This window comes from Streptomyces sp. NPDC085900, assembly GCF_044540925.1.
GTDB classification, from domain to species: Bacteria; Actinomycetota; Actinomycetes; order Streptomycetales; family Streptomycetaceae; genus Streptomyces; species Streptomyces gilvifuscus.
The window spans coordinates 464,174-487,273 of record NZ_JBITSP010000004.1 but is presented as its reverse complement, the minus strand read 5'-3'; the positions used below and the strand labels follow the sequence as shown (position 1 = coordinate 487,273).

The 23,100-nt window shown below is 73.4% G+C and carries 17 protein-coding genes and 1 pseudogene; 13 read left to right on the top strand and 5 right to left on the bottom strand.

Going from position 1 to position 23,100, the window contains the following annotated elements; all coding sequences use genetic code 11:
* Positions 1 to 3 precede the first annotated feature (3 nt).
* Entirely contained in the window at positions 4 to 3,357 is a 3,354-nt protein-coding gene (locus ACIGDI_RS16300; protein WP_399896417.1) for a hypothetical protein, read from the top strand.
* 132 nt (positions 3,358 to 3,489) lie between these two features.
* On the opposite strand, the gene ACIGDI_RS16295 is transcribed toward ACIGDI_RS16300, so the two are convergent.
* The 3 genes from ACIGDI_RS16295 to ACIGDI_RS16285 all read right to left on the bottom strand — a co-directional run bounded on the left by ACIGDI_RS16295 (position 3,490) and on the right by ACIGDI_RS16285 (position 7,206).
* Positions 3,490 to 4,464, bottom strand: a complete 975-nt coding sequence (locus ACIGDI_RS16295) for an acyl-ACP desaturase (RefSeq protein ID WP_399896415.1) — start codon at positions 4,462 to 4,464, stop codon at positions 3,490 to 3,492.
* A 219-nt stretch (positions 4,465 to 4,683) separates the two neighbouring features.
* Complete coding sequence (gene ddaH / locus ACIGDI_RS16290; protein ID WP_399896412.1) at positions 4,684 to 5,460, bottom strand: dimethylargininase; 777 nt, start codon at positions 5,458 to 5,460, stop codon at positions 4,684 to 4,686.
* Positions 5,461 to 5,592: 132 nt separating this feature from the next.
* A complete protein-coding gene (locus ACIGDI_RS16285; protein ID WP_399896409.1) occupies positions 5,593 to 7,206 on the bottom strand; it encodes an ABC-F family ATP-binding cassette domain-containing protein in 1,614 nt (537 codons plus the stop codon).
* Positions 7,207 to 7,512: 306 nt separating this feature from the next.
* Here ACIGDI_RS16285 and ACIGDI_RS16280 point away from each other — a divergent pair, with 306 nt between their 5' ends.
* Together ACIGDI_RS16280 and ACIGDI_RS16275 are read left to right on the top strand one after the other, a co-directional pair.
* Positions 7,513 to 8,139 (top strand): GPP34 family phosphoprotein, encoded by a 627-nt coding sequence (locus tag ACIGDI_RS16280; RefSeq protein WP_399896406.1) that lies wholly within the window; start codon positions 7,513 to 7,515, stop codon positions 8,137 to 8,139.
* 85 nt (positions 8,140 to 8,224) lie between these two features.
* The gene (locus ACIGDI_RS16275; RefSeq protein ID WP_399896403.1) at positions 8,225 to 9,058 is read left to right on the top strand and encodes an isocitrate lyase/phosphoenolpyruvate mutase family protein; all 834 of its coding nucleotides are present in this window, start codon (positions 8,225 to 8,227) and stop codon (positions 9,056 to 9,058) included.
* A 73-nt stretch (positions 9,059 to 9,131) separates the two neighbouring features.
* Here the strand turns inward: ACIGDI_RS16275 and ACIGDI_RS16270 are convergent, their stop codons facing one another.
* The gene (locus tag ACIGDI_RS16270) at positions 9,132 to 9,548 is read right to left on the bottom strand and encodes an SsgA family sporulation/cell division regulator (RefSeq protein ID WP_200699618.1); all 417 of its coding nucleotides are present in this window, start codon (positions 9,546 to 9,548) and stop codon (positions 9,132 to 9,134) included.
* Between the two features lie 258 nt (positions 9,549 to 9,806).
* Here ACIGDI_RS16270 and ACIGDI_RS16265 point away from each other — a divergent pair, with 258 nt between their 5' ends.
* From ACIGDI_RS16265 to mmpA, 4 genes and pseudogenes are all read left to right on the top strand, one after another.
* Entirely contained in the window at positions 9,807 to 10,877 is a 1,071-nt protein-coding gene (locus ACIGDI_RS16265; RefSeq protein ID WP_399896400.1) for a WD40/YVTN/BNR-like repeat-containing protein, read from the top strand.
* A gap of 72 nt (positions 10,878 to 10,949) precedes the next feature.
* Positions 10,950 to 11,288: a plasmid stabilization protein gene (locus ACIGDI_RS16260; RefSeq protein ID WP_399896397.1), complete on the top strand. Its 339-nt coding sequence runs from the start codon at positions 10,950 to 10,952 to the stop codon at positions 11,286 to 11,288.
* Between the two features lie 49 nt (positions 11,289 to 11,337).
* Positions 11,338 to 12,018, top strand: a pseudogene (locus tag ACIGDI_RS16255) (endonuclease V); the annotation flags it as partial.
* Positions 12,019 to 12,577: 559 nt separating this feature from the next.
* Positions 12,578 to 12,730, top strand: coding sequence for a morphogenic membrane protein MmpA (mmpA, locus tag ACIGDI_RS16250; protein WP_200699614.1), 153 nt, complete (start codon positions 12,578 to 12,580; stop codon positions 12,728 to 12,730).
* A gap of 19 nt (positions 12,731 to 12,749) precedes the next feature.
* Here the strand turns inward: mmpA and ACIGDI_RS16245 are convergent, their stop codons facing one another.
* Positions 12,750 to 13,928, bottom strand: coding sequence for a saccharopine dehydrogenase family protein (locus ACIGDI_RS16245; RefSeq protein WP_399896393.1), 1,179 nt, complete (start codon positions 13,926 to 13,928; stop codon positions 12,750 to 12,752).
* Positions 13,929 to 14,132: 204 nt separating this feature from the next.
* On the opposite strand from ACIGDI_RS16245, the gene ACIGDI_RS16240 reads away from it, so the two are divergent.
* From ACIGDI_RS16240 to ACIGDI_RS16215, 6 genes are all read left to right on the top strand, one after another.
* Positions 14,133 to 15,263, top strand: coding sequence for a CaiB/BaiF CoA transferase family protein (locus ACIGDI_RS16240; RefSeq protein WP_399896390.1), 1,131 nt, complete (start codon positions 14,133 to 14,135; stop codon positions 15,261 to 15,263).
* Entirely contained in the window at positions 15,260 to 16,402 is a 1,143-nt protein-coding gene (locus tag ACIGDI_RS16235) for an acyl-CoA dehydrogenase family protein (protein WP_399896387.1), read from the top strand. The genes ACIGDI_RS16240 and ACIGDI_RS16235 overlap by 4 nt, the downstream gene beginning before the upstream one ends.
* Positions 16,403 to 16,446: 44 nt before the next feature.
* Positions 16,447 to 17,661: an acetyl-CoA C-acetyltransferase gene (locus ACIGDI_RS16230; RefSeq protein WP_200700157.1), complete on the top strand. Its 1,215-nt coding sequence runs from the start codon at positions 16,447 to 16,449 to the stop codon at positions 17,659 to 17,661.
* Between the two features lie 41 nt (positions 17,662 to 17,702).
* Entirely contained in the window at positions 17,703 to 19,877 is a 2,175-nt protein-coding gene (locus ACIGDI_RS16225) for a 3-hydroxyacyl-CoA dehydrogenase NAD-binding domain-containing protein (RefSeq protein ID WP_399896384.1), read from the top strand.
* A 146-nt stretch (positions 19,878 to 20,023) separates the two neighbouring features.
* Positions 20,024 to 21,652: a thiamine pyrophosphate-binding protein gene (locus ACIGDI_RS16220; protein ID WP_399896381.1), complete on the top strand. Its 1,629-nt coding sequence runs from the start codon at positions 20,024 to 20,026 to the stop codon at positions 21,650 to 21,652.
* A 106-nt stretch (positions 21,653 to 21,758) separates the two neighbouring features.
* Complete coding sequence (locus ACIGDI_RS16215) at positions 21,759 to 23,093, top strand: glycoside hydrolase domain-containing protein (RefSeq protein WP_399896378.1); 1,335 nt, start codon at positions 21,759 to 21,761, stop codon at positions 23,091 to 23,093.
* Positions 23,094 to 23,100: the final 7 nt, after the last annotated feature.

Genomic DNA, 23,100 nt, shown 5'->3' with positions numbered 1-23,100 from the left:
CGCATGGTCCGCCTCACCCCGCAGCAGCAGACCGAGAGCCTGCTCAGCGCCCTCGATCCGCTTCCCCACCCGCACCGCATGCGGGAACTCGCCGTGCGCGTCCGGGAGACGACACCCCTGCGACCGCTTCTGGAGGAGCTCGAGGCGCGGGGCACCTACGGCCGGCAGCTCGCCGTCGTCGCCGCGTCCGTGGGGCGCGACGCCGACTGGATCGCCGCGCGGATCGCCGACCCGGACTCCTTCGTACGCGGTCACGCGCTGCGGGTGGCCGACAGCCTGGGCGTTCCCGACAGCGCCTTCGAGACGGGCCTCGCCGACGCCTCCGAAACCGTGCGCCGGGAACTGCTGCGCGCGGTCGTCGCCTCGGGACGCACCGCGCTCGCCGACCGGCTCGTCGACACGCTGCGCGCGGACTGGGGCGACACCGAGGCGGCCCGCCTGCTGCCCGGCTGCACGGCCGGCACGGTCGAGCGGCTGCTGCCCGGGCTCCTGCACGCGGTCGGCGCGTGGACGGCGCTGGTCGGACGGCACCCGGCGATCCTGCTCGACGCGCTGGAGGAGCAGCTGACCGCTCTGCCGCAGGCACTGCGCGAGACCTGGTGGACGCGCTACGGCCGCGCGGTGGCCGCCGTCACGCCCACCGCGCCGCTGCGCGTGCTAGGGCTGCTGGAACGGCTGGGGCCCGCCCGCCTGCCGTACGAACTCCGCGACCAGGTATGGAGGTTCGCGGCGGTGGACCCGGGCCTGGTGCTGCGGCTGCTGCTCACACCCGCCTGGGGCGACGTGGTCGGAATCCACGCGCTGAGCCCGGCCGCCCTGCGCCGCCTCGCCCGCTCCGGACGGCCCGAACTCGTCGACTACGGCCGTTCGTTGGCGCAGTACGGCGGCCTGCCGACCCTGCTGCGGGCACTGCCGCCCGGTCGCAGGCAGGCACTGCACACCGCCGTCAACGAAGGGCGCGGCGGCTCCGACACCCTCGATGTCGCCGTGCTCGACGTCCTGACGCGCCGTCACGCCGCCGACGTGGCACGCGAGTCGGCGGCCCGGGCCCGCGAGCGGGGAGCACGGTGGAGTGCGGTGCTGCTGGCCGAGTCCTGTCTGCCCGTCGCCGAGGTGCGCGAGCGGCTGCTCGAGGCGACCCGGCGTCCGGCCGCCGAGGACCGGGCCGAGGCCTGGCCGCTGCTGATCCGCAACGCCGCGCGCTGGGGCGATCCGGCCGACGTCACCGCCGTACTGCGGGACATGGAGCGGCTGCGCAACGAACAGGACCCGGTCCGCTCGGCCGCGCTGCGCGCCCTCGCCGACACCCGGGCGGCCCTGTTCACCGAGGACGCGGCGCCCCACCTGGACCGCATCGCCGGTGACGCCGTCGAGGCCCGTGACTCCTCGCCCGAGACCCGGCGGCGGCTGAGCGCGCTCGCCGTGGCCGTGCTGCGCGAGCACGCGGCGGGCGGCTCCAGGGAACTGGTGAACTGGGCGCTGCGCACCCTGGTGCGGATCTCCGGTCACACCGGCGGCGCCGACCTCGGGCTCCTCGACCGCACGCTGCGGCGCGGCCAGGAGCACCAGGTGTTCGACGCGCTGCGGCCGTGGATCGAGGCGGGCGCCGAGAAGGCCGACTACGGCCTCGCCTTCGCCCTCGCCCGGGCCGTGGGCCGCCGCGCGGCCGGCATGACCGAGCTGCAGGAACTGCTGTGGCAGGCCGTCCGGTACGGCGACGACTCCACCGTGCGCACGGCCGTCGGGCTGTGGCTGGAGCCGCCCGCCGCGCGCGACGAACGGGTGGCGCGCGTCCTCACCCACGAACCGTCGGCGGCGGCGCTGCCCGCCGTGTGGCGCACCGTCGTCCGGCGCCGCACCGACCTGCTGGACGGACTGCTCGCCCAGACCCCGCCGCACGGGCGCTTCCTGACCAAGGGCACCCCCTGGACCGTACCGGCGACCGTGGAGGTACGACGCTGGGTGCCGCGTCAACAGGCCGCCCTGCTGCGGCAGTTGGGCGCGCTGGCCGGGGACGCCGGGCTGCCCGTGCACCAGCGGGCGCAGGCCGTGGCCCGGGCGGCGTACGTTCCGGACGGCGGCGCGGGTCTCGTCCGCCGCTGGACCGGGTCGTCCGACGTCGTCCTGGCGGAGGCGGCACTCGCCGCGCTGTCCCGCACCGACCGCCCCGCCGACGCGCTGCCCGAGCTGCTGGCCCACGCCGGCACGGACCGGGCCCGGGTCGCGGTCTACGCGGCCACGCGCGCGAGCCGTCACGCGCCGCCGTCACGCCTGGCCGCGCAGCTGACGGACGTGCTCACCGCCCCGGACGCCAAGGTGACCAGCCGCAAGGAGGCCGTCCGGCTCGCCGCCGCCAGACTGCCGGTGCCGTCGGCCGCGCGCCTGGTCGCCGAGACCTACGCGCGCCCCGGCACCCACCTCGACGTGCGCGCGGCCTGTGTCGCCTTCACCGGAGGACTGCTGGCCCACGAGGAGATCTGGGCACTGCTGCGCGACGCCGCGGGCGCCGAACCGGTCCTGCGTGCCGCCGTGCTGCGGGTCACCCCGTTCGACCTGCCCGAACCCCAGCGGGAGCGGTACGCCGCCCTGGTGCGCGAGGTCAGCGGCACGGACGACCCGGAGACCGCGGACCTCGCCTTCGCGGCCCTGGCCCGCTGGACCGCGTGGTCCCCCCAGGCGCCCGCGGTGCTGGCCCGGGCCGTGACGGACCTGTCGGAGCGCGCGAACTGGCACGCCGCCGCCCGGGGGCTGGTCACGGCCGCGTCGGCGAGCCCCGAGGGTGCCCTCGCGCTGCGCGAGGCGCTGCGGACCCTGGCCGAGAGCCCGGCCGACGCCGAACCCGACGCCGAGGAGGGGCGCGACCGGCCCGCCCGCCGGCGCATCGCGTTTCTCGCCTCGTGGCTCGGCGACAGCGCCCCGACCGCTCCGGCGGCCCTGCGCCCCGCCGCGCGCGCCGCGAGCGAGGTGCTGGGGGAGTACGACGCCCATGTCCCGCAGGCCGCCGCGCTCGCCGTCGCTCACCTGGACCTGGCCGCCGTACCGCCCGGCCTGGACCGGCTGTCGGCCGTCGTGGGCACCGGGCGGCCCGTGCTCGCCGGGCGGATCGCCCACATGCTGCGGCTTCGCCTGCAGCACCAGGAGAAGCAGGTCGACGCCGAGGCGCTGCTCGCGGAGGCGGTACGGCTGACCGGGCACGGCGGTCACACCGAGGGGCTGCTCGCCCTGGCCGTCGTCCAGGCGCTCGGCAGCCGCACGGACTGGCCGGCTCCCTGGCGCGAGCGGCTGCGGGCGCTGCGCCGCCACCCCTGCGCCGACGTACGCGACGCGGCGCTGGAGGAGACGACGGCGTACGAGTGAGCGACCGGCGGGCGGACGGCCTTGTGTCGGCCGTCCGCCCGCCGGTCGCTCGTACAGCCGCTCGCCGTGCGCGCCGCGGCCTTGGAGAAAGCGACGGCGTTCGAGTGGACCCGGGGGTCGCGGGGGGTGGCCTCAGCCGGCCGCCCGCGCCGCCATCCGCGCCTTGCGGGCCGCGAGCTTCTCGTCGAACTTCGACGCCTCCGCGTCCAGCCCGCCCATGTACAGGCCGAGCTCCTCCTGCGCCCGGAGGCCCTCGGGGCCGAGGCCGTCGATCTCCAGGACCTTCAGGAAGCGCAGCACCGGCTGGAGCACGTCGTCATGGTGGATGCGCAGGTTGTAGACCTCGCCGATCGCCATCTGCGCCGCGGCCCGCTCGAAGCCGGGCATGCCGTGGCCGGGCATGCGGAAGTTGACGACGACGTCCCGCACGGCCTGCATCGTCAGGTCGGGGGCGAGCTCGAAGGCGGCCTTCAGCAGGTTGCGGTAGAAGACCATGTGCAGGTTCTCGTCGGTCGCGATGCGGGCCAGCATGCGGTCGCAGACCGGGTCGCCGGACTGGTGGCCGGTGTTGCGGTGCGAGATGCGGGTCGCGAGCTCCTGGAAGGCGACGTAGGCCACCGAGTGCAGCATCGAGTGGCGGTTGTCCGACTCGAAGCCCTCGCTCATGTGCGCCATCCGGAACTGCTCCAGCTTGTCCGGGTCCACCGCGCGCGAGGCGAGCAGGTAGTCGCGCATCACGATGCCGTGCCGGCCCTCCTCGGCGGTCCAGCGGTGCACCCAGGTGCCCCAGGCGCCGTCGCGGCCGAACAGCGAGGCGATCTCGTGGTGGTAGCTGGGCAGGTTGTCCTCGGTGAGGAGGTTCACCACGAGCGCGATGCGGCCGATCTCGGTGACGTTCGACTGCTCCTTGTCCCAGGCCTCGCCGTCCTCGAAAAGACCGGGGAAGTTACGGGCGTCCGACCACGGCACGTACTCGTGCGGCATCCAGTCCTTGGCGACCTTCAGATGCCGGTCGAGTTCCGTCTCGACCACTTCCTCCAGCGCGTACAGCAGCCGGGCGTCGGTCCAGACGGCGGGGCTGCCGAGGGAAGGGGAAGTGATCGTCACGGGAACTCCAGGGGGACGCACGACAGAAGCGGAACCGACCGGCGAGCGGTGCCGGGAACCTACGGAATCGTAGGCTACGAATCCGTAGGTTACGATGCCGTAGGTTAAGGGCGCTGTAAAGATCCCTGATCAGGTGCCTTGCCGCAAGCGTCGGGGGGCATGTCAAGAAAGCCCCAGGACCCGCAGGTCCCGGGGCCGAAAGGGTGACCGACTCACCCGTCAGGCGTACAGGTCGCGCATGCGGACCGAGAGGCAAGTCACACATCCTTCGAGCTTCTCGAACTCGCTGATGTCGACGACGACGGGCTCGAAACCGAGATCGGCGAGCAGGTCCGCCGTCTTCGGCGCGCTCGCCGCCATCAGCAGCTTGTCCCCGCCGAGCAGCACCACGTGCGCGCCGGCCTCCTCCGGCACCGACAGGAAGCGCGGGAAGAGCGCGGGCCGGTCGACCTTCGGGATGTGCCCGACGACGGTCCCGTCGGGCAGCGCGGTGACCGCCGACTTCAGGTGCAGCACACGGCTGACCGGCACCGCCACGACCCGCGCCCCCAGCGGCTCGAAGGCGGCCCGCAGCTGCTGCACGCCGGCCGCGTTGGTGCGCCCGCCCCGGCCGACGTAGATCGTGTCGTCGACCTTCAGCACGTCCCCGCCGTCCAGCGTGCCCGGCTCCCAGATCCAGTTCACCGAGCAGCCCAGCCGGGCCACGGCCTCCTCGACGCCGGCCGTCTCCTCCCGGCGCTCCTCGGCGCCGGAGCGCGCAATCAGCGCGACGTTCTTGTACATGACGACGGTGTCCTCGACGAACACCGAGTCCGGACAGTCGTCGGCCGGGTCGACCTCGATCGTCTCCCAGCCGTGCTCCCTCAGGGCCTCGACGTAGGCCTCCCACTGCTCGCCCGCGAGATCGGCGTCGACCTTCTCCCGCTCGATGTGCGTCACCAGACCTTCGGCGAGGCGCGGGCTGGGGCGGCGGACGAGGGCCTTCTTGCTGGGCACGAGGGGCCTTTCGCATCGGAGGGGCGGGGGACCGGGCACCCGTGGGTGTGCGGGGGCCCGGTCCGCCATCATGCAGCGCGGACCGGCGAGGGCAAAACCCTCGTTGCCGGGCTGTGCCCCTCCTGAGATGCGCTACCCGATCTCTTCCGGCGCCGTCTCCCGCAGCTCGCCGTCGAGCAGCAGCCATCTCGTGATGCCGATCGACTCCAGGAACGGCAGGTCGTGGCTGGCCACGATCAGCGCCCCCTCGTACGACTCCAGGGCGCTCGTCAGCTGTCGCACGCTCGCCATGTCGAGATTGTTCGTCGGCTCGTCGAGCATGAGCAGCTGGGGCGCCGGCTCGGCCAGCATCAGCGCGGCCAGCGCGGCCCGGAAGCGCTCGCCGCCGGACAGGGTCGCCGCCTTCTGGTCGGCGCGGGCGCCCCGGAACAGGAAGCGGGCCAGCCGCGCCCGGATCCCGTTGTTGGTGGCGCCCGGCGCGAACCGGGCCACGTTCTCGGCGACGGAGAGCTCGTCGTCGAGCACGTCGAGGCGCTGCGGCAGGAAACGCAGCGGCACGTGCGCCTGTGCCTCGCCCGACACCGGCGCCAGCTCCCCGGCGATCGTCCGCAGCAGCGTCGTCTTGCCCGCGCCGTTGCGCCCGATGAGCGCGACCCGCTCGGGACCGTGCAGATCGAGCCCGCCGGCCACCCGCGCGCCGTACGCGAGCTCCAGCTCCCGCAGGGTGAGCACACCGCGGCCCGGCGGTACGGCGGTGTACGGCAGGTCGACGCGGATCTCGTCGTCGTCCCGCACGGCCTCCACCGCGTCGTCGAGCCGATCCCTCGCCTCGGTGAGCCGCTCCTCGTGCAGGAGCCGGTGCTTGCCCGCGGACACCTGGGCCGCGCGCTTGCGCGCCCCCATGACGATCTTCGGCTCGCGCTTCTGGTCCCACATCTTCTGGCCGTACCGCTTTCGGCGGGCCAACTTGACCTGGGCGTCGACCAGTTCGCGTTTCTGCTTGCGCAGATCGGCCTCGGCGACGCGCACCATCCGCTCGGCCGCCTCCTGTTCGACGGCGAGCGCCTCCTCGTAGGCGGTGAAGTTGCCGCCGAACCAGGTGACCTCGCCGGAGCGCAGGTCCGCGATCTGGTCGACGAGTTCCAGGAGTTCACGGTCGTGGCTGACCACGACCATGACACCCGGCCAGGACTCGACGGCCGCGTACAGCCGCCGGCGCGCGTACAGGTCGAGGTTGTTCGTCGGCTCGTCCAGGAGGAGCACGTCCGGGCGGCGCAGCAGCAGCGCGGCCAGACGCAGCAGCACCGACTCGCCGCCGGAGACCTCGCCGATGGTGCGGTCCAGCCCGATGTGGCCGAGCCCGAGCTCACCGAGGGTGGCGAGGGCGCGCTCCTCCACGTCCCAGTCGTCGCCGACGGTCTCGAAGTGCTCCTCGGCCACGTCGCCCGCCTCGATGGCGTGCAGCGCGGCCCGCCGGTCGGCGATGCCGAGCGCCTCGTCGACGCGCAGGCGCGTGTCGAGCGTGACGTTCTGCGGGAGGTGCCCGATCTCGCCCGCGACGCGTACGACGCCGTCGGCCGGGGTGAGTTCGCCGGCGATGAGCTTCAACAGGGTCGACTTGCCGGACCCGTTGACGCCGACGAGCCCGGTCCTGCCCGGGCCGAAGGCGACGTCGAGTCCCTCGAAGACGGACGTGCCGTCCGGCCAGGAGAAGGACAGGGAAGTGCAGGTGATGGAAGTAGACATACGGGGCCTCCGCGATTGCGTGGTGCGGTCAGGGGCAAACGCGTATCGAGACACCGGCGACCCTGCGGCGGGACCCGAGGAGAAGAGGAGGGCACGAAGAAGGCCCTGCTCCGTCGGGACGGCTCGAACACCGAGGTCGCACGCTGCGTACACACCTCTCGGGTGTGACGCGGTGTCTCAGGACCTCAGAGGAGCAACGTCCTACTCCGATCGACGACAACAGAACCGCCATACACCGTACGAGCGGGGTTCGGGGCTGTCAACGGATTAACGTGAGCCCCGACCTCGCCGCACCAAGGAGACCTCGTGCCCCACGGTTCGCTCCCCCTCCCGGCCAGGCTCTGCCTGCTGACCTGGGACACTCCCGGCGGCGAGGCCATGGCCGCCGCGCACGTGGTGCGGGCCGGCGCCCTCACCGAGCTGGTCCTGCGCGGTCTGCTCACCGACGACGACGGCATCGCCACGCCCGTGGACATGGACTCCCTCGCCGGGGACGCCGTGCTCGACGGCCTCCTGGAACTGGTCCGCGAGTCCCGGCCGCACCGCTGGCGGACCTGGGTGACTCTGCACGCGCGCGTGACGTTCGACGCGGCACGCGAACAGCTGACCGCCGAGGGGTGTCTGCGGGCGGAGAAGAAACGGGTCCTCGGCGTCTTCCCGAGCGTGGAGCACGTACTGGACGACACGGCTCTCGTGGAGGCCCTGCGGGAGGAGGCCCGGCGGATCCTGCGGGAGCGGCTGCCCGAGGTCTCCGGCCGGCAGGCCGCGTTCGCCGCCCTTGCTGCCGCCGCGAACCCGCCCGCGCTGTTCCCGGACGGCGGCCGCGGACGCCATGAGGAGCGCGTCGAGGAACTGATCGCGCTCAGTGGGGCGCGGGTGGTGCTGAGCGAACTGTGCGCCGCCCTGTCGACGCCGGGCCGAGCCCTCACGTAGAGGGCGCGGACCTGCCGCGCGGCCCCGACGTAGAGGTCGGATTCCTGCCAGCCCCCGCCCCGCACCGGCTGGTTGGGTGAGGCACATGACGACGAACCCGCACCCCCTGCGCGACCGCGCCCTCGCCTTCCGCGCCCTGCACGTCCCCGGCGACCCGCTCGTCCTGCCCAACGCCTGGGACGCCGTGAGCGCGCGCGTCGTCGCCGACGCGGGCGCCGCGGCCGTCGCCACCACCAGCGCGGGCCTCGCCTGGGCGCTCGGCGCGGCCGACGGCGACCGGCTGGACCGGGACACGGCCCTCGCCGCCGTCGCGCGCATGGCCGCCTCGGTCGGCGTGCCCGTCAGCGCCGACATCGAGAGCGGCTACGCGAAGGACCCGGCGGGAGTCGCCGACACGGTCCGCGCGGTGATCGAGGCCGGCGCGGTCGGCGTCAACATCGAGGACGCGCTGTACGAGCCCGCAGCGGGCGCCCTGCGGCCGGTCGCCGAGCAGGCCGAGCGCATCGCGGCCGCCCGGGAGGCCGCCGACGCGGAAGGAGTGCCGCTCTTCGTCAACGCCCGGATCGACACCTTCCTGCGGGGCGGCGGAGAAGTGGACCGCACCCTGGAGCGGGCCGCCGCCTTCCTCGCCGCGGGCGCCGACGGAATCTTCGTACCCGGGGCCGTCGACCCGGACACGATCGGACTCCTGGCCGCGGGGATCGACGCCCCGCTGAACGTCCTGGCGGGCCCCGGAGCCCTGCCGGTCACCGAACTGGCGTCCCTGGGCGTCGCGCGCGTGAGCGTCGGCTCGGAGGTGGCGCAGGCGGCGTACGCCGTGGCTCGAGGGGCGGCGAGGGAACTGCTGGACAAGGGAACGTACGACTCTTTGGCAGGCGGCCTCGCCTACACGGCACTGAACGAACTGGCGACGCCCTGAGCTGCCTCGGGGGCGCGGGGAACCGCGCGACAGGCCACGACGCAGCCGCACACGACCGCCCGGCTTCACTCCTTCAGCAGGCGTCCCGCATCAACTCGTCCAGGTCATGGTCCAGATCGAGGTGCAGGTGCTCCAGTCCGACGGGCACGAGATCGCCCGTCGCGTCGAGGAACGACCGCACCTCCTCCGACCGCACGTGCACCACGGCCGTCCCCTCGGGCGCGTGGAACTCCAGTACGGTCCGCTCGTACCCGTACGGCCGCACCCGCACGTCCCCGTGCCCTTCCGGCCCCTCCAGGCCGGCCGTGAGCAGTTCCCGCGAGAAGGTCCAGCAGACCTCCACGCCCTCCAGCGTGGCGGGCGCGGGGAAGGTCATGCGCACCGCGAACGGATCGGTACGGTCGTAGTGAAGTGTCGCCGGGATGCTCGGCATACGCGGTGCGGCGGCGACGAGGCGGGCCTCGACGGGCTGCTCGATGACGGTGGACAACGCCTGCTCCCTTGTGACGGCGGGACGAGCTGGACGGGCTTGCGGGGCTTCTTGGGCCGGGCACTGCTAGAGACGCCGGAATCGGTGAATCCGTGCACACGAGATTCGAGTGACCTCCGTCACCGCGTTCATTCACAGAAGTGACGTGATCCACCTCGGTTGCGCCGGTGGGCAGTTGGGACGCGGTGGGCATCTGGACGGAGCCGGTGCGGTGGGCTAGCTTCGCCCGCCATGAGGCGATCGGTGATCACGCGACGGATGAGACGCACGTTTCGCACGGTGGCCGCGGGGGCGGTGTGCTCGGCGGCGCTGGCCGCCCTGACCGCGGTACCGGCCCAGGCGGGGGAGCGACCGGCACCGCACTGGGAGTCGAAGGACGCCGGGACGCCCCAGGTGCGCTTCCGCGGTCTGTCGGCCGTCGGCCGGGACACCGCGTGGGTGGCGGGCACCCAGGGCACCGTGCTGCGGACCACGGACGGCGGGGCGAGCTGGCGGAACGTCTCGCCGCCCGGCGCGTCTGAGCTGCAGTTCCGTGACGTCGAGGCCTTCGACGCGCGCCGGGCCGTGGTCCTGGCCATCGGCGAGGGCGAGGCGTCCCGCGTGTACCGCACCGACGACGGCGGAGCGACCTGGACGGAGTCCTTCCGCAACACCGACGCGAAGGCCTTCTACGACTGCATGACCTTCTTCGACCGCCGCCACGGCCTCGCGATGAGCGACCCGGTGGACGGCAGGTTCCGCATCCTGTCGACGGGCGACGGCGGGCGCTCCTGGAAGGTGCTGCCGAGTGCGGGCATGCCGGCCGCCCTGGACGGCGAGGCGGGCTTCGCGGCGAGCGGCCAGTGCCTGGTCGCCTCGGGTCCGTCGGACGTCTGGCTGGCCACCGGAGGCGGCGCACGCGCGCGCGTGCTGCACTCCGCGGATCGCGGCCTGACCTGGACGGCCGCCGACACCCCGATCCCGGCGGGCGACCCGGCCAAGGGCGTCTTCGCCCTCGCCTTCCGCGACCGCGTCCACGGCCTCGCCGTCGGCGGCGACTACCGCGCCGACCAGGCCTCCCCGCGGGCCGCCGCGGTCACCGGCGACGGCGGCCGCACCTGGCGGCCGGCCGCGGCGCCTCCGCCCGCCTACCGCTCCGGCGCGGCCTGGCTGCCCCACAGCCGCACCGCCGCCCTCGCGGTGGGCCCCACCGGCACCGACCTCACCACGGACGGCGGCAGCACCTGGCGGACGGTCGACACGGGCTCGTACGACACCGTGGACTGCGCCGCGGACCTGGGCTGCTGGGCCGCGGGGGAGAAGGGACGGGTGGCTCGCCTGGAACGGTGACGCATGGGGCCGGAATGCGGGTACCCGGTCGCCGACGGCGCCGGCCGTCGACCGCGAAAGGAGTGAGCGACCATGCCCGCAGGTTCCAGCTCGAAGCGGGAGCGCCAGTACGAGCACATCAAGGAGAGCGCGCAGGACCGGGGAGAGAGCGCCGGACGCGCCAAGGAGATCGCGGCGCGGACGGTCAACAAGGAACGCGCGCGGTCCGGCGAGTCGAAGACGGCGAGCCGCAGCTCGACGCAGGACATGTCGTCGAGCAAGCGCGGCGGCCGGCGGTCGGGCAACCGGACCGGCTCCCAGGGCCCGACCCGCGACCAGTTGTACAACGAGGCCAAGCAGCGTGGCATCGAAGGCCGTTCGAACATGAACAAGGACCAGCTGCAGCGCGCGCTGAACTCGAAGAAGAGCTGACCCGCCCGGTCCGGGCCGCCCCGCCGGGACCCGTACGCTCGTCCCCATCATGACGACCGTACGCATCCCCGCGGGCTGGCCCGCGACCGAGGAAGAGGCCCGGGCCGTGCAGGACGAACTGCGGGCCCGGGTGGTGCTGGACGAGCCCGGCCCGCCGCCCGGCAGCGGGCACGTGACGGGCGTCGACGTGGCCTACGACGACGAGCGGGACGTCGTCGCGGCCGCGGCGGTCGTCCTGGACGCCGCGACCCTGCGGGTCGTGGCGGAGGCCACCGCGATCGGCCGCATCTCGTTCCCGTACGTCCCCGGACTGCTCGCCTTCCGGGAGATCCCCACCGTCCTCGCCGCCCTCGACGCCCTGCCGTGCCCGCCGGGCCTGGTCGTCTGCGACGGCTACGGCCTCGCCCACCCCCGGCGCTTCGGCCTCGCCAGTCACCTGGGCGTCCTGACGGACCTTCCGACGATCGGCGTCGCGAAGAACCCCTTCACGTTCCACCACGACGACCCGGCCGCCCCGCGCGGCAGCACCTCCCCGCTCCTGGCGGACACCGAGGAGGTCGGCCGCGCCCTGCGCACCCGCGAATCCGTCAAGCCGGTCTTCGTCTCGGTCGGCCACCGCACCGACCTCGACAACGCCTGCGCCCACGTCCTCGCCCTGACCCCCTCCTACCGCCTCCCGGAGACGACCCGCAGGGCAGACGCCCTGTGCCGCGGGGCGCTGCGGGAGGCGGTCTCGCCGCGGAAGCCGGTCTCCGACCTCGCGGCGACGGACCCCACCCGCTCCTGGGGTCGGTCCCTGTTCGAGCGGCAGGCCGCCCCGGTGACCTGGGCGGGGCGGGTACTGGAGGCCGCGACGGGCGGCCCGGACCGGACGCCGGAGGTCACCGCCGCCCTCGAGCTCGCGCGCGACTTCGAGCGGTGGAGCCGAGGACGCGAGCTTTTCGCTCTGGTCCGCGGGAGCGGGGCGGCCGACGAGGCACAGCTCACCGAGGAACATCGCATCGTGCTGCGCCTCGCCGAACTGGTCGGCAAGGTCGCCCACAACACGGCCGGACCGCCGCCCTACTTCGACCATCACGCGGGCTGGCAGATCGCCCCGCTCGCCTGGCGCCTCGCCACGGTCACCCGGGACCCGGCCGTGCGGGACCGGATCGCGGACGCCCTCGGGGAGCCGCCGCCGGCCGGTGCCTGAGGGTGCGTGGCCGGTGGTCACCACGGGCCGTCTGAGTACCAGGACTGAGTACCCGTACGGATGTGGCCCGCCCCGCCCGGTCGGCAGGCTGGGGTGCATGACGACGCATCGCGCCCGTGCTCCCAAGCCCCTCGCCGACCCGAACCGTCCCGTCGAGCGTGCCGTGACGGCCGCGCTGGTCCTCGCCGTGCTGGCGGGGATCGGCTGGATCGGCGGAATGATCTACACCGTGGCGGGCTGGTCGCTGTAGGGCCCGGACGGGCCGCTGGTCATCGGCTCGCGGCCACCCGGAAGGTGATGCCCGCCCGGCGCAGGCGCTCGGTCAGGGCGTCGCCCATCGCGACGGCCGTGGTGACCTGCCCGGACGTCGGCGGGAGGTCGTCGAAGGCCAGGGACAGGGCCGACTCGGCGAACATCTTGGCCGTCTCGTCGTAGCCGGGATCGCCGCCCGCCACCTCCGTGAAGACCCGGCGGCCGCCGCCCTCGCCGACGAAGCGGACCGTGAACCAGCTCTTGGCGCGCTTCTCGGGGCCCGGCCCGTCGCCGGGCTTGAGCCGGTCCGACAACCAGCGCCGGGCGGGCGGCAGTTGGGCGGCCGCGACCAGCGCGCCCATGGCCGCCGCCCCGCCCACCGCGACGGGCAGGTGCCGCACCGCCGCGTAGTGCCGGTAGCGGAAGTCAGGGCCGTAGCGCTCCAGGGCCTTCGCGGACCGGTGCACGATCTGCGGGTCGATGGTCGGCAGCGGCAGTGCCCAGGCGCCGACCTCCTTGGCGAACCGCGGCGCACCGGTCGGCGCGGCGGCGCGCCTGCCCACCAGACGCGGCTCGTGGCGGCGCCGGTCCCGCTCGGCGGCCAGCATCGGCCGCAGCCGGGAGAACTGGTTCAGCGCCGAGGCGAACGTACCGCCCGAGAAGGTGGCGTCGGCGGTGACGAACCCGTCCACCGTCAGCGGCACGCCCTCCGGCAGCTGCCGCACCGTGAAGTACGCGCCCAGATCGTGCGGGACGGAGTCGAACCCGCACGCGTGCACCAGCCGCGCACCCGTCTCACGCGCGCGTGCGTCGTGCCGCACATAGGTCAGGTCCACGAACTCGGGCTCGCCGGTGAGGTCGAGATAGTCGGCCCCCGTGTCGGCGCAGGCGGCGACGAGGTCCTCGCCGTAGGTCACGTAGGGCCCCACGGTCGTGGCCACCACCCGCGCCTGCTCGGCGAGTTGGCGCAGCGAGGCCGGGTCGGTCACGTCGGCCCTCAGCACCCCGGCCTTCTCGCCGCCCGGCAACTGCTCGCGCAGTTCCTGGAGCCTGCGCTCGCTTCGGCCCGCGATCGCCCAGCGCAGCCCGTCGGGTGCGTGCGCGGCGAGATACCGCGCGGTGAGCGTCCCGACGAAGCCCGTGGCTCCGAAGAGCACGATGTCGTACGGACGGTCCGTCCTGTTCAGCCTGCTCATGACACCTCTCGGTCCGCTGCGCGCGCCGTTGTCGGTCGCCGAGGCTAGCTTGAGGAGTGCCGAGCCCCGGCGCCGGGTGGCGCGCGCTCACCATAATTGGCTAAGCGCTTGCTCGTCCGGGTCTTGTGCTCTTCAGGACGCGTTCATAGCATCACTGGTGTTACATCAGTTGTGTCATACCCGTGTGATCAGTCTGGGGGCCGGATGGCGACGACGCCAGCGCAGGGGCCGCTCGCCGGCGTGCGCGTGATCGAGCTGGCCGGCATCGGGCCCGGCCCGTTCGCCGCCATGCTCCTGGCCGACCTGGGCGCCGACGTCGTCCGCGTGGACCGCCCCGGTGGCGCCGGCCTCGCCATCGACCCCGCCTACGACGTCACCAACCGCAACAAGCGCTCGGTGGTCGTCGACCTCAAGGCCGCCGACGGCCCCGCGCGCGTTCTGGACCTGGCCGCCCGCGCCGACGTCCTCGTCGAGGGCTACCGCCCCGGCGTCGCCGAGCGCCTCGGCGTCGGCCCCGAGGACTGCCACGCCCGCAACCCCGCGCTCGTCTACGGCCGCATGACCGGCTGGGGGCAGGACGGCCCGCTCGCCCAGCGCGCCGGCCACGACATCGCGTACATCGCGCTCACCGGCACGCTCGGCATGATCGGCGAACCGGACCGGCCGCCGGCCGTCCCCGCCAACCTCCTCGGCGACTACGCGGGCGGCTCCCTCTACCTCGTCGTCGGCGTCCTCGCCGCCCTCCACCACGCGCGCGCGACCGGCACCGGCCAGGTCGTCGACGCCGCCATCGTCGACGGCACCACCCACCTCTCCGCGATGATCCACGGCATGCTCGCCGCCGGCGGCTGGCAGGACCGGCGCGGCGCCAACCTCCTGGACGGCGGCTGCCCGTACTACGGCACCTACGCCACCGCCGACGGCCGGTACATGGCGGTCGGCCCCCTGGAGCCGCAGTTCTACGACGAGTTCGTCGGCCTCCTGGGCCTGCCGGAGCACGCCGACGCCCGCAAGGACTGGACCCGCTGGGGCGAGTTGCGCGAGGCGGTCGCGGCCCGCTTCGCGTCCCGTACCCGGGACGAGTGGACGGCCGTCTTCGAGGGCTCCGACGCGTGCGTGGCCCCCGTCCTCTCCCTGGCCGAGGCCCCCCGCCACCCGCACCTCGCCGCCCGCGGCACCTTCACCGACCACGGCGGCATCACCCAGCCCGCCCCCGCACCCCGTTTCTCCGCGACCCCCACCACCGTGCGCACCGGCCCCGCCCGGCCGGGCGCCGACACCGCCGGCGTGGCACGCGACTGGGACGTACCCGACCTCCTGAAGGGCCTCGAATGAAGCGGCAGATCTTCGCCCCCGAGCACGACGCGTTCCGGGAGACCGTGCGCGCCTTCCTGGCGAGGGAGGTGCTGCCGTACTACGAGCAGTGGGAGAAGGACGGGATCGTCTCCCGCGACGCCTGGCGCGCGGCCGGCAAGCAGGGCCTGCTCGGACTCGCCGTGCCCGAGGAGTACGGCGGCGGGGGCACCGACGACTTCCGCTACAGCGCCGTACTGGCGGAGGAGTTCACCCGCGCCGGAGCGCCCGGCCTCGCCCTCGGCCTGCACAACGACATCATCGGCCCCTACCTCACCTCGCTGGCCACCGAGGAGCAGAAGCGGCGCTGGCTGCCCGGCTTCTGCGACGGCTCGATCGTCACCGCCATCGCCATGACCGAACCCGGCGCGGGCTCCGACCTGCAGGGCATCAGGACCCACGCCGAGGACCGCGGCGACCACTGGGTGCTCAACGGCTCCAAGACGTTCATCTCCAACGGCATCCTCGCCGACCTGGTCATCGTGGTCGCGCGGACGACACCCGAGGGCGGTGCGCACGGGCTGTCGCTGCTCGTCGTCGAGCGGGGCACGGAGGGCTTCGAACGCGGCCGCAACCTCGACAAGATCGGGCAGAAGGCGCAGGACACGGCCGAGCTGTTCTTCCACGACGTGCGCGTGCCCAAGGAGAACCTCCTCGGCGAGCTCAACGGCGCCTTCGTCCACCTGATGACCAACCTCGCGCAGGAGCGCCTGAGCATCGCCGTCTCCGCGATCGCCGCGGCGGAGCACCTGCTGGAGATCACCACCGAGTACGTCAGGGAGCGCGAGGCCTTCGGCCGGCCGCTCGCCACCAAGCAGCACATCCGGTTCGAGGTGGCCGAGATGGCGACCGAGTGCGCGGTCACCCGGACCTTCCTGGACCGCTGCGTCGAGGAGCACTCGAACGGCGCGCTCGACGCGGTGCACGCCTCGATGGCCAAGTGGTGGGCGACCGAGCTGCAGAAGCGGGTGACCGACCGCTGCCTCCAACTGCACGGGGGATACGGCTACATGAGCGAATATCCCGTGGCCAGGGCCTTCGTCGACGGCCGCATCCAGACCATCTACGGCGGTACGACCGAGATCATGAAGGAGATCATCGGCCGTTCCCTGCTCGGCTGAAGCTCTCCCGCCCGGCCCGACCCTCACCCTCGAAAGGCTTCCCAGTGAGCACCGAAGCGTACGTGTACGACGCGATCCGCACCCCGCGCGGCCGCGGCAAGGCGAACGGCGCCCTGCACGGCACCAAGCCCGTCGACCTGGTCGTGGGCCTCATCCACGAGCTCCGCGGCCGCTTCCCGGACCTCGACCCGGCCGCGATCGACGACATCGTGCTCGGCGTCGTCGGACCCGTGGGCGACCAGGGCTCCGACATCGCCCGCATCGCCGCGATCGCCGCCGGTCTGCCGGACACGGTCGCCGGCGTGCAGGAGAACCGCTTCTGTGCTTCGGGCCTGGAAGCGGTCAACATGGCCGCCGCCAAGGTCCGTTCCGGCTTCGAGGACCTCGTCCTCGCGGGCGGCGTCGAGTCCATGTCCCGGGTGCCGATGGCCTCCGACGGCGGCGCCTGGTTCAACGACCCGATGACCAACCTCGCCACCAACTTCGTCCCGCAGGGCATCGGCGCCGACCTGATCGCCACCATCGAGGGCTTCTCCCGCCGGGACGTCGACGAGTACGCCGCCCTGTCGCAGGAGCGCGCGGCCACCGCCTGGAAGGAGGGCCGCTTCGACCGGTCCGTCGTGCCGGTGAAGGACCGCAGCGGCCTGACGGTCCTCGACCACGACGAGCACCTGCGCCCGGGCACCACGGCCGACTCCCTGGCCAAGCTCAAGCCGTCGTTCGCCGACATCGGCGACCTGGGCGGCTTCGACGCCGTCGCCCTGCAGAAGTACCACTGGGTCGAGAAGATCGACCACGTCCACCACGCCGGCAACTCCTCCGGCATCGTCGACGGCTCCGCGCTGGTCGCGATCGGCTCGAAGGAGATCGGTGAGCGCTACGGCCTCACGCCCCGCGCGCGGATCGTCTCCGCCGCCGTCTCGGGCTCCGAGCCCACCATCATGCTCACCGGCCCCGCCCCCGCCACCCGCAAGGCGCTCGCCAAGGCCGGCCTGACCATCGACGACATCGACCTCGTCGAGATCAACGAGGCCTTCGCGGCGGTCGTCCTGCGCTTCGTGAAGGACATGGGGCTCTCCCTGGACAAGGTCAACGTCAACGGCGGGGCCATCGCCCTCGGCCACCCGCTCGGCGCGACCGGCGCGATGATCCTGGGCACCCTCGTCGACGAACTGGAGCGCCAGGACAAGCGGTACGGCCTCGCGACCCTCTGCGTCGGCGGCGGCATGGGCATCGCCACCGTCGTCGAGCGCGTCTGAACACCCCAGCGGCCACACGAGACTTCAACGGAGACCCCCTCATGACCGAGAGCACCACCATCCGCTGGGAACAGGACCGCACCGGCGTCGTCACCCTCGTACTCGACGACCCGAACCAGTCCGCGAACACCATGAACCAGGCGTTCCGCGACTCCCTGGCCGTGATCACCGACCGCCTGGAGGCCGAGAAGGACTCCATCCGCGGCGTCATCGTCACCTCCGCCAAGAAGACCTTCTTCGCCGGCGGCGACCTGCGCGACCTCATCCGGGTCACCCCCGAGACCGCGCAGGACCTCTTCGACGGCGGCATGGCGATCAAGCGCAACCTGCGCCGCATCGAGACCCTCGGCAAGCCGGTGGTCGCCGCGATCAACGGCGCCGCCCTCGGCGGCGGTTACGAGATCGCGCTCGCCTGCCACCACCGCGTCGCCCTCGACGCCCCCGGCTCCAAGATCGGCTGCCCCGAGGTCACCCTGGGCCTGCTCCCCGGAGGCGGCGGTGTGGTCCGCACCGTCCGCCTGCTGGGCATCGCCGACGCCCTGCTGAAGGTCCTGCTCCAGGGCACCCAGTACAACCCGCAACGCGCCCTGGCCAACGGCCTGGTCGACGACGTGGCCGCCACCCAGGACGAACTGCTCGCCAAGGCGCGCGCGTTCATCGACGCCCACCCCGAGTCGCAGCAGCCCTGGGACCGGCCCGGCTACCGCATCCCGGGCGGCACCCCCGCCAACCCCAGGTTCGCGGCCAACCTGCCCGCCTTCCCCGCCAACCTGCGCAAGCAGACGGGCGGCGCCCCCTACCCGGCCCCGCGCAACATCCTCGCCGCGGCGGTCGAGGGCTCCCAGGTCGACTTCGAGACCGCCCAGGTCATCGAGGCCCGGTACTTCGTGGAACTGGCCGCCGGCCAGACCTCCAAGAACATGATCCAGGCCTTCTTCTTCGACCTCCAGGCCGTCAACTCCGGCGCCAACCGCCCCAAGGGCATCGAGCCCCGCAAGGTCCGCAAGGTCGCCGTCCTCGGCGCCGGGATGATGGGCGCGGGCATCGCCTACTCCTGCGCCCGCGCCGGCATCGACGTCGTCCTGAAGGACGTGTCCCTGGAAGCGGCCGTCAAGGGCAAGGGCTACTCCGAGAAGCTGTGCGCCAAGGCCGTCTCCCGGGGCCGTACCACCCAGGAGAAGGCGGACGCGCTGCTCGCCCGCATCACTCCGGCCGCCGACCCGCAGGACGTGGCGGGCTGCGACGCGGTGATCGAGGCCGTGTTCGAGAACCCCGAGCTCAAGCACAAGGTCTTCCAGGAGATCCAGCACGTCGTGGAGCCGGACGCGCTGCTGTGCTCCAACACCTCGACCCTGCCGATCACTCTGCTCGCCGAGGGTGTCGAGCGGCAGGCCGACTTCATCGGCCTGCACTTCTTCTCGCCGGTCGACAAGATGCCGCTCGTCGAGATCATCAAGGGCGAGCGGACCGGCGACGAGGCCCTCGCGCGCGCCTTCGACCTGGTCCGGCAGATCAACAAGACCCCGATCGTCGTCAACGACTCCCGCGGCTTCTTCACCTCCCGGGTGATCGGCCACTTCATCAACGAGGGCGTCGCCATGGTCGGCGAGGGCGTCGAGCCGGCGTCCGTCGAACAGGCCGCCGCCCAGGCGGGTTATCCGGCCAAGGTGCTCTCCCTGATGGACGAGCTGACCCTCACCCTGCCGCGCAAGATCCGCAACGAGTCCCGGCGGGCCGTCGAGGAGGCGGGCGGCACCTGGGCGACGCACCCCGCGGAGGCCGTCATCGACCGCATGGTCGACGAGTTCGACCGCCCGGGCCGTAGCGGGGGAGCGGGCTTCTACGACTACGACGAGGCCGGCAAGCGGGCCGGTCTGTGGCCGGGACTGCGCGAGCACTTCACCAAGCCGGGCCACGAGATCCCGTTCAGGGACATGCAGGAACGCATGCTCTTCTCCGAGGCCCTCGACACGGTCCGCCTGCTGGAGGAGGGCGTCCTGACCTCGGTCGCCGACGCCAACATCGGGTCGATCTTCGGCATCGGCTTCCCCGGCTGGACGGGCGGGGTGCTCCAGTACATCAACGGCTACGACGGCGGGCTGCCCGGATTCGTGGCACGCGCGCGTGAGCTGGCCGAGCGCTACGGCGAGCGGTTCGAGCCGCCCGCGCTGCTGGTGCGCAAGGCCGAGCAGGGGGAGCGGTTCGCGGACGCGTAGCGGACAAGGGCGGCGGCGCCGGTTCCTCCCGGCGCCGCTGCCCGGATTCTTTCGGTCGGGGACCGGACCCGCTTGCCCTCCGGCGCCGGGACACCGACGCTGACCCGCGAGCCGTCAGCACGGTCCCCGTCCCCGGAGGAGCCCCCATGGGATACCGTCCCGCCCTCGCCGTCCTGGACATCCTGCGCGGTGAGGGTGTGGACCGCGTCTTCGGCAACCCCGGCACCACCGAACTCCCCTTCCTGGCCGCCCTGGCGGACACCTCCGGCGCCCCCGAGTACGTGTTCGGCGTCCACGAGGGCTCCGTCGTCGCCATGGCCGACGGCTACGCCCGCGGCACCGGCCGCCCGGCCTTCGTCAGCCTGCACATCGCCGCCGGACTCGCCAACGGCCTCATCGGCCTGCTCAACGCCCGCCGCTCCCGCACCCCGCTCGTGGTGACGGCCGGTCAGCAGGACCGCCGACATCTCCAGCAGGACCCCATGCTCTCCGGCGACCTCATCGGCATCGCCACCCCCGCGGTGAAGGCGGCGTACGACGTCCAGCACGCCCACGACCTGCCGCTCGCCCTGCGTCGCGCCTTCGCGCTGGCCCTACGCCCGCCCGCCGGGCCGGTGTTCCTGTCCGTCCCCACGGACCTGCTCACCGAGGACACCGAGGTCGAGGTCCCTGCCCGCACCCCCGTGCCGCCCGCGGCACCCGCCGCCGGCCTCGAACACGCCGCCTCCCTGCTCGGCGCAGCCAACCGCCCGGCGATCGTCGCCGGGGACGGCGTGGGCCGCGAGGACGCCCTGGCCGCACTGGTGCGCACGGCGGAGGCCTGCGGGGCGGTCGTCCACCACCAGCCCATGGCGGACTGCCTGAACTTCCCCACCACGCATCCCCTGTACGCCGGGATGCTGCCGCCCCGTCACGACGCCGTCCGCGCCGCCCTGGCCGGGTACGACACCGTCCTGATCGTCGGAGCGCACGCCTTCACCCCCCACGCCTACACGCCCGGCCCCCCGCTGCCGCCCGGTCTCCAGGTCGTCCAGCTCGACTCCGACCCGCACGAGATCGGCCGCAACTTCCCCGCGGCGACCGGCCTGGTGGGCGCGCTCGCCCCCTCCCTGGACCGGCTCTCGGAACTCCTGCGGGACCACGTGCCCGCCCACACCGCCAAGTCCCGCACGCTGCGCGCCGGTGAGCGCCACGCCGCCGAGCGCGACCGCGTCGAGTCCGCCGCCCGCGCCGCCTACTCCCCGGCCCCGCTCGCCCCCTGGGCCGCCGCCCACGCCGTCGCCCGCGGCCTGCCCCCGGACGCCGTGGTCGTCGAAGAGGCCATCACCGTCGGCCTGTTGCTCCGCCGCCTCGTCCGCCTCGACCGTCCCGGCAGCTACACCCACACCGTCGGCGGCGGCCTCGGCTGGGGCATCGGCGCCGCCGTCGGCCGCGCCCTCGCCGAACCTGGCCGCCCGGTGGTCGCCGTACTCGGCGACGGCTCCACCCTGTTCGGCCTCCAGGGCCTGTGGAGCGCCGCCCGGCAGAACACCCCCGTCCTGTTCGTCGTCATGAGCAACGGCGCCTACCGGACCGTGCAGGAGACCTACCAGGCGATGGGCGGCCAGGGCGTCTGCCCCGGCACGGAGCTGGGGGAACTGGACTTCACGCAGGCGGCACGCTTCTTCGGGGTGGACGCGGTACGGGCCGAGAGCGCCGACCAGCTGCGTGAACTGGCCGCCGGGGCCGGGAAACTGACCGGGCCGCTGCTGATCGACGTACCGCTGCGGTCGTGAACGGGGGCCGAGCCGGCCCCGGCGGGGGCCGGTCGGCCCATGGCAGCGCACCGGGCCCGCGCCCACGCTGACGGCACCTCAACTGACAGCCGCCCGGGAGGCCGTCATGCCGCATCAGCGCACCACCCCACGAAGACTGCTCGTCCTGTCGTCCGCCTGCGTCCTGACCGCGGCGGCCGCCCTGGCCCTCGCCCCCGCCGCCACCGCCGAACCGGCCACCTCCGTCGCCTACCCGTCCGGTGCGAGCGCGACCCGCTACTCGGGACTCGCCTTCGACACCTGTACGGCACCGCCGCTCGCGTCCGTGCAGGCCTGGAGCTCCTCGCCCTACCGCGCCCTCGGCGTCTACCTCTCCGGCGTCAACCGCACCTGCGCCCAGCCGCAGTTGACCGCCTCCTGGGTGGCGTCGGTGTCCCAGTTGAAATGGCGTCTGCTGCCCATCCACAAGGGCCTGCAGCCGCCCTGCGGAGCCCGCCCGACCGACTCCAAGATCAGCACGACGCCGGCCACCGCCCGTTCGCAGGGCACCGCGGCCGCCACGGAGGCGGTCACGGCCGCGAAGGCACTCGGCATGCGGCCGGGCAGCGCCCTCTACAACGACATCGAGAACTACAGCCAGACGGACACCACGTGCCGCACGGCCGTGCTGTCCTACCTCTCCGCCTGGACGAAGGAACTGCACCGCGTCGGCTGGGTCTCCGGCGTCTACATGAACCTCAACCTGGGCGCGGCACAGCTCGCCGCCGCGTACACCTCGACCGGCTACGCGCGCCCCGACGCCCTGTGGATCGCGCGCTACGACGGGGTCGACTCCCTCAAGGGCTGGAGCGGCGTCACCGACTCCAAGTGGGCGGTCCACCAGCGCGCCAAGCAGTTCCGCGGCGGCCACGACGAGACCTACGGCGGCGTCACCCTCAACATCGACACCGACCGCCTCGACGCTCCCGTCGCCACGGTCGCCCACCCCTACAAGGTGACCAGCACGACCGCCCTCAACGCCCGCACCGGCCCCTCCACGAGCTACCCCGTCGCCGCGACCTACGCCCCCGGCACCACCCTGGACGTCGTCTGCCAGGCCCCCGGCTCCAAGGTCGCCACCACGTCCGTGTGGGACAAACTCCCCAACGGCGCCTACGTCTCCGACCACTACGTCGGCACTCCGTCCGACACCGGCTACAGCTCCCCGCTGCCCCGCTGCACCTACCCCTACCAGGTGACCGCCGCCAACGGCCTCACCGAACGGAGCGGCCCCGGCTCCGGCTACACCGCCGTCGGCACCTCACCCAACGGCGCGCTCGCCTGGGTCACCTGCCAGCGGACCGGGACGACGGTCGGCACGACGAAGATCTGGGACCGCCTCGACAACGGCCACTACGTCTCCGACCACTACGTCGCGACCCCCAGCGCCACCACGTACAGCAAACCCGTCCCGCGCTGCTGACGCCCGG